Annotated in this window: 6 protein-coding genes and 1 tRNA gene; 4 read left to right on the forward strand and 3 right to left on the reverse strand. The window is 59.3% G+C overall.

Annotated features, from left to right (window positions below):
- Position 1: 1 nt before the first annotated feature.
- Positions 2-87 (reverse strand) — tRNA-Leu (locus tag ACRAUW_RS15500).
- Positions 88-230: 143 nt separating this feature from the next.
- Between ACRAUW_RS15500 and ACRAUW_RS15505 the strand changes: the two genes are divergently transcribed.
- On the forward strand, positions 231-764 hold the full coding sequence (locus ACRAUW_RS15505; protein WP_431362994.1) for an RDD family protein: 534 nt from the start codon (positions 231-233) through the stop codon (positions 762-764).
- Positions 765-838: 74 nt separating this feature from the next.
- Here the strand turns inward: ACRAUW_RS15505 and lptG are convergent, their stop codons facing one another.
- Together lptG and lptF are read right to left on the reverse strand one after the other, a co-directional pair.
- On the reverse strand, positions 839-1,909 hold the full coding sequence (gene lptG / locus ACRAUW_RS15510) for an LPS export ABC transporter permease LptG (protein WP_431362995.1): 1,071 nt from the start codon (positions 1,907-1,909) through the stop codon (positions 839-841).
- A gap of 25 nt (positions 1,910-1,934) precedes the next feature.
- Entirely contained in the window at positions 1,935-3,047 is a 1,113-nt protein-coding gene (gene lptF, locus ACRAUW_RS15515; RefSeq protein WP_431362996.1) for an LPS export ABC transporter permease LptF, read from the reverse strand.
- Positions 3,048-3,219: 172 nt separating this feature from the next.
- On the opposite strand from lptF, the gene pepA reads away from it, so the two are divergent.
- The 3 genes from pepA to ACRAUW_RS15530 form a co-directional block, all read left to right on the forward strand.
- Positions 3,220-4,728, forward strand: coding sequence for a leucyl aminopeptidase (gene pepA / locus ACRAUW_RS15520; RefSeq protein ID WP_431362997.1), 1,509 nt, complete (start codon positions 3,220-3,222; stop codon positions 4,726-4,728).
- Positions 4,729-4,903: 175 nt separating this feature from the next.
- A complete protein-coding gene (locus ACRAUW_RS15525; protein WP_431362998.1) occupies positions 4,904-5,359 on the forward strand; it encodes a DNA polymerase III subunit chi in 456 nt (151 codons plus the stop codon).
- 64 nt (positions 5,360-5,423) lie between these two features.
- Positions 5,424-7,412, forward strand: a 1,989-nt coding sequence (locus ACRAUW_RS15530) for a valine--tRNA ligase (protein ID WP_431362999.1), incomplete at its 3' end; no start/stop codon positions are given.

Here is a 7,412-nt window from a genome sequence, read left to right on the forward strand (position 1 = left end):
ATGGTGCCCGGGGTCGGACTCGAACCGACACGGTTATTCACCGGCGGATTTTGAATCCGCTGCGTCTACCGATTTCGCCACCCGGGCAACTGCGAAGGATTATACGAATGGCGCGATGCCATGCAAGGTGTTTTTCGATTGAACACGCCCGTTTGTTCATTTATTCAACGCCTTGCCGATGCGGGGCCAGTTACATAGAATGCCGCCATCATCTTAATGGAATAAAAACGATGGCCAAGCCTAAAAAAGTCCAACAAAAATCCCCCTCTCCCGCCACTCAGCCATACCCGTCAGCGGGTCTGCTGCGTCGCCTCGGCGCCCTGATCTATGATGCGCTGGTGGTGACTTCGCTGCTGATCATCGCCGGCTTTATCGGCATGGGTGTCGCCAAGCTGCTGCTGGTTACCGGCATGGCCAGCGTACCGGCGGGTGAAGATTCCCTCTGGTTGCTGACCCGCCACCACCTGAGCCTGATCTACACCCTGTGGCTCGCCTTCGTCATCTGCGGTTTCTACACCTGGTTCTGGACCCGTGCTGGCCAGACCGTCGGCATGCGCGCCTGGCGGCTGCGCATTCAGAACGAGGATGGCAGCCACATCCGTATTACCCAGGCGCTGATCCGTCTCGCCACCGCCGCCTTTGGTCTGGGCAACCTGATGTGCCTGTTCAACCGCCAGCGCCCACGGGCGTTTCAGGATCTCTGGGCCGAGTGCGAAGTGATCGTGCTGAGCAAGCAGGCAAATCTGGAATTGCTGAACAAGTAATCCCGGATCAATGCAATAACGAAAGAGGGCACCAACAGGTGCCCTCTTTGCATTTCCTTATAACCTCGTGCGGATTACTGCTTGCGGCTGAGGATGTAGAAGGAGATGCCGCCAAACAGCAGGCTGGGCGCGACGGCCGCCAGGATCGGCGGAACAGCATAGACCAGACTGATGGGGCCAAATACCCGATCGCTCACATAGACGGCGAAGCCAGTCATGATCCCCATCAGCATCCGTGCCCCCATGCTCACCGAGCGCAGCGGGCCGAAGATGAAGGAGGATGCCAGCAGGATCATCGCCACCACTGAGAGCGGTGACAGCAATTTGCGCCACATCTCCAACTTGTAGCGACCGGCACCCTGCTTGTTGGCATCGAGATAGCCGATGTAGTCGAGCAGACCGGAGACCGAGAGGTTCTCGGGGTCGATACTCACCACCCCCAGCTGTTTGGGCGTCAGCTCTGAGCTCCACTCCATCTTGTCATGCTGTTCGCTGCGGATCTGCGCCGGGTCGTCGAAGCGGGTAACCTGAGTCTGCTTGAGCAGCCAGTGGTGACGCTCGAACACCCCCTCCTCCGCCTGCACCACGTCGATCAGCTTGCGCTCGGGGGTGAAGCGATAGAGGGTGATACCGGTGAGGGCGCCATCATTACGCACCCCGTTGATATTGACGAAGTTGTTGCCATCGCGAGCCCACACCCCGTAGGCGGAGATCGTCAGACGACCTTCGGACAGCGCGCCCGCCTTGATGTCATCTGCCATCCGCTTGGCGATGGGAGCCACATACTCCCCCATCAGCCCCACCATGATCATCAGCGGGATCGCCGTCTTGAGCGCCGCCATCACGATACTGATTTTGGAACGACCAGCAGCCTGCATCACCACCAGCTCGGAGCTGGTCGCCAGCTGACCCAGACCAATCAGGCCACCCAGCAGCGCGGCCAGTGGGAAGAAGAGCACCGCCTCCTTGGGCATGGAGAGCAGCACATAGTAGAGGGCGTTGATCATGTCGTAGTTGCCGTCACCGACCGACTTGAGCTGCTCCACATACTTGATGAGCGCAGCAAGGCCAACGAGCGTGATTTCACACAGCAGGATCGACATGAAAATGACCCGACCGATATATCTATCGAGAATGCCAAACATCAGCAGAAGTTCCTATGTTGCAGCATCATGCTGATTTTCTGTTGAAATAGCGCCCTTTCACCCCGTTCCACCAGCTGGTGCCCTGCAGATTGAGGGGCAGGCCGATAAACAGCAGGTAACCGAGCGGCACCAGGAACATCCCCGGCCAGTAGGGCAGTCGACCGCTGTCGATGGCCGAACGGGCAGCACTGAGCAGCAGGAAGTAAGAGAGATAGAGCATGATGGCTGGCAACAGCTTGGCGTAGCGCCCCTGACGGGGATTGACCCGCGCCAGCGGTACCACCAGCAGGGTGAGCACCGGAATGGAGAGGGGCAGCGAGATACGCCACTGCAATTCCGCCATCATGGCGTTGTCCTGGGTACCGAACAGTTCCATGGTCGGCTTGGCCGCCGCCTTGCGGTTGGAACGCTCCATCTCTTGCTGGCGGATCACCAGACCATATTCGCGAAAATCGGAGATCTGGAACTGCTTGCCAGAGAAGTTCCCTTCGTAGCGGGAGCCATCCATCAGGGTCAGCCACTGGAGGCCGTTCTCATCGACCGTCACCACCCCTTCGGTCGCCACCACCACCGAGGGAGGATTGTTCCCCTCCGCCCGCTGCAGCACGAAGATCTTTTGCAGTTTTGAGCCGTTGTCGTTCAAATCCTGGATATAGGCAACCAGACGCCCCTTGTCGAGCTCCATAAAGCGGCCCGCCTGCAGGAAGGAGATACCCGGGTCCGCCTTGAACTCGTCGATCACCTGATACTCGCGCTCCTTGGCCTGCGGGGCTATCCAGCCGGTGTTGAACGCCGCGACCAGCCCCGTCAACAAGGCCAGCAACATGGCGCTGCGCATCACGAAACGGTGGCTGAAGCCGACCGCATGCATCACCGTCATCTCGCTTTCGGCGTAGAGGCGACCATGGGCAAACAAAATGGCTAAAAAGAGACTGATAGGCAGCATCAACAACGCCATATTGGGCAAGTTGAGCAGCAGCAGGGTGGAGACCAGACGTGTTGGCACTTCGCCATCGGCGGCATCACCGATGATCTTGATAAATTGTTGGCTGACAAAGATAAGCAGCAATACGAATAACACTGCCAGCTGGGTTTTCAGGGTTTCCCTGAACAAATATCGGAAAACGATCACAGTCATTCCCAAGTAAACTTGTGTTTTTAGTTGAATGCCTGAAAAATAGGGCCGTATATTGGATTTTTACCAGTTTGAACTGCGGAGCCTGTGGCTGTTCGCTCCGCCTCTGATACCCCAACAAGCACCGCATTATTCAATAAAAGGTGCCTTTTGTCTTTAGGATGTAGGAGATTCCATGGAGTTCAGTGTAAAGAGTGGCAGTCCAGAGAAGCAACGGAGCGCCTGCGTCGTAGTCGGCGTATTTGAGCCTCGTCGCCTCTCTCCGGTTGCCGAACAACTGGACAAGATCAGCGATGGCTATATCAGTTCGCTGCTGCGCCGTGGCGACCTGGAAGGGAAACCAGGCCAGATGCTGCTGCTGCATCAAGTACCGGGCGTGCTCAGTGAGCGCGTACTGCTGGTCGGATGCGGCAAGGAGCGGGAACTCGACGAACGCCAGTACAAGCAGATCATCAACAAGACCATCACCACCCTCAACGAAACCGGCTCCATGGAAGCGGTCTGCTTCCTCACCGAGCTGCACGTCAAGGGTCGAGATACCTATTGGAAGGTGCGCCAGGCGGTAGAAACCACCAAAGCGGGCCTCTACAGCTTTGATCAGTTCAAGACCAACAAAGCCGAGCCACGTCGCCCGCTGCGCAAGCTGGTGTTCAACGTGCCGACGCGTCGGGAACTGACCATTGGTGAAAAAGCCATCGCTCACGGTCTGGCCGTGGCCAAGGGTGTGCGGGTCTGCCGCGACGTGGCGAACATGCCGCCCAACGTCTGCAACCCGGCCTATCTGGCCTCCCAGGCCCGTCGTCTGGCCGATGCCTACGACAACATCACCACCAAGGTGGTGGGTGAGCAGGAGATGGCCGAGCTCGGCATGAACTCCTACCTGGCGGTGGCCCGCGGCTCCGACAACGAAGCCATGATGGCCATCATCGAATACAAGGGTCATCCGGATGCCAAGCCCATCGTGCTGGTCGGCAAGGGACTGACCTTCGACTCCGGCGGTATCTCCATCAAGCCGGCCGACGGCATGGACGAGATGAAGTACGACATGGGTGGCGCTGCCTCCGTGCTCGGCACCATGCATGCGTTGGCCCAGCTGCAACTGCCGGTCAACGTCATCGGCGTACTGGCAGGCTGCGAGAACATGCCGGGTGGCAACGCCTATCGTCCGGGTGACATCCTCACCTCCATGTCCGGCCAGACCATCGAAGTGCTCAACACCGATGCGGAAGGTCGTCTGGTGCTGTGTGATGCGCTGACCTATGTAGACCGCTTCGATCCGGAAACCGTGATCGACGTGGCGACCCTGACCGGTGCCTGCGTCATCGCGCTGGGCCATCACACCTCGGGTCTGCTGGCCAACCACAACCCGCTGGCTCACGAGCTGCTCAACGCCTCCGAACAGGCGGGTGATCGCGCATGGCGTCTGCCGCTGTTTGACGAGTATCAGGAGCAGATCGACAGCCCGTTCGCCGACATGGCCAACATCGGTGGTCGTCCGGCCGGCACCATCACCGCGGCGGCCTTCCTGTCACGCTTCACCAAGAAGTACAACTGGGCCCACCTGGATATCGCCGGGACCGCCTGGAAGAGTGGCAAGGATAAAGGCTCCACCGGTCGTCCGGTACCCCTGCTGACCCAGTTCCTGCTGAACCGGGCTGGCGTGGATATCGAAGAGAAAGAGTAACTTTTTCATCCCTTCTGATGCGTGCATCAAAAGGGTTGGCGTTACCCTGAACCACAAGGAAGAGGCACGCCTCTTCCTTGTTTCATTCTTGAATCAGTGAGTTGCGAGCGGGGAAACGCCCCGTCAGCCTCATGAGGCGGTCAACACTCCGTCACCGCAAAACGGGATCAACCTGATGAGCCAAGTGACCTTTTACCTGATGAGCGAACAGGATGACGCGCTGGCCTCTGCGGTCGAGCGACTGGCCTGCACTCTTGCGGCCGAGTCGTGGGGCGCGGGCCATATCTACCTGTTCTGCAACGATGAGGCCCAGGCTCTGCGTCTGGATGAGCTGTTGTGGCAACTGCCGCCGGAGCGCTTCGTGCCGCACCAGCTGCAAGGCGAAAGCGGCATGGCCCCGGTGGAGATCGGCTATCAGCCACCGAAACGGCGCTACGCCCGCCTCATCAATCTGGCCACTGCGACACCTTTGTTTGCAGGACACTTCGCTCAAGTGGTAGATTTTGTCCCCACTGACGAAACACAAAAGCAGCAAGCCCGCGAGCGCTACAAGCACTATCGCCAGGCAGGCCATACCCTCGAAATGAGGGATCAGCCCGTCCTTGCCGCACCGGATCCGGCGCAGCCCTGACTGCAACCAATTGATCCATAAAGAATCAACACCAGACTCCATCCATCCAGATTACGGCGAGACCATGGAAAAGACTTTTAATCACAACGCCATCGAACAGGCGCTCTATCAGCACTGGGAAGCCCAGGGTTACTTCAAGCCCCACGGCGACACCAGCAAAGACTCCTTCTGCATCATGATCCCGCCGCCGAACGTCACCGGCAGCCTGCACATGGGTCACGCCTTCCAGCAAACCCTGATGGATACCCTGATCCGCTACAACCGCATGCAGGGCAAGAACACCCTGTGGCAGGCAGGTACCGACCACGCCGGTATTGCCACCCAGATGGTGGTTGAACGCAAGATCGCGGCAGAAGAGGGCAAGACTCGCCACGATTACGGCCGTGATGCCTTCATCGACAAGATTTGGCAGTGGAAGGAAGAGTCCGGTGGCACCATCACCCGCCAGATGCGCCGTCTGGGCGACTCCGTGGATTGGGAGCGCGAGCGCTTCACCATGGATGAGGGTCTCTCGAGCGCCGTGCAGGAAGTGTTCGTTCGTCTTTACGAAGATGGCCTGATGTACCGCGGCAAGCGTCTGGTGAACTGGGATCCGAAACTCAACACCGCCATCTCCGATCTGGAAGTGGAAAACCGCGAGATCAAGGGCCACATGTGGCACCTGCGCTATCCGCTGGCCAACGGCGCCAAGACTGCCGAAGGCCAGGATTATCTGATCGTCGCCACCACCCGTCCGGAGACCATGCTGGGCGATACCGCCGTGGCAGTGAACCCGGAAGACCCGCGCTACAAGGCGCTGATCGGCCAGCACATCCTGCTGCCGCTGGTGAACCGTCTGATCCCCATCGTCGCCGACGAACACGCCGACATGGAGAAGGGCACAGGTTGCGTGAAGATCACCCCGGCCCACGACTTCAACGATAACGAAGTGGGCAAGCGCCACAGCCTGCCAATGATCAACATCTTCACCCTGGACGCCCACGTGCGTGCCGAGGCCGAAGTGGTCGACACCAACGGCAACCCCTGCACCGCCTACGACGCCGCCCTGCCGAGCGAATTCGCCGGTCTGGAGCGCTTCGCCGCCCGCAAGGCCATCGTGGCCAAGCTGGACGAGCTAGGCCTGCTGGCCGAGATCAAGGATCACGTGCTGCAGCAGCCTTATGGCGATCGCGGTGGCGTGCCCATCGAGCCGATGCTGACCGACCAGTGGTACGTGCGCGTGGCACCGATGGCCAAGACCGCCATCGAAGCGGTGGAAGATGGCCGTATCCAGTTCGTGCCGAAGCAGTACGAAAACATGTACTTCTCCTGGATGCGCGACATTCAGGACTGGTGCGTCTCCCGTCAGCTGTGGTGGGGTCACCGCATCCCGGCATGGTATGACGACGCCGGCAATGTCTACGTGGGCCGTGACGAGGCGGAAGTGCGTGCCAAGCACAGCATCCCGTCCGTGACCACCCTGCGTCAGGACGAAGACGTGCTCGACACCTGGTTCAGCTCCGCCCTGTGGACCTTCTCCACCCTGGGCTGGCCGAACAATACCGAGGCACTCAAGACCTTCCACCCGACCGACGTGCTGATGAGCGGCTTCGACATCATCTTCTTCTGGATTGCCCGGATGATCATGATGACCATGCACTTCATCAAGGACGAAAACGGCCAGCCGCAAGTCCCGTTCAAGACCGTCTACATCACTGGCCTTATCCGTGACGAAGAGGGCCAGAAGATGTCCAAGTCCAAGGGCAACGTACTGGACCCGCTCGACATGATCGACGGCATCTCGCTGGAAGATCTGCTGGAGAAGCGCACCGGCAACATGATGCAGCCGCAGATGGCCGAGAAGATCGGCAAGCGTACCGCCAAGCAGTTCCCGGAAGGGATCGAGGCCCACGGTACCGACGCCCTGCGCTTCACGCTGGCGGCGCTGGCCTCTACCGGTCGTGACATCAACTGGGACATGAAGCGCCTGGATGGCTACAACAACTTCTGCAACAAGTTGTGGAACGCCTCCCGCTATGTGCTGATGAACACCGAAGATCAGGATTGCGGCTTC

It is taken from the genome of Aeromonas sp. (assembly GCF_050633025.1).
Classification (GTDB): domain Bacteria; phylum Pseudomonadota; class Gammaproteobacteria; order Enterobacterales; family Aeromonadaceae; genus Aeromonas.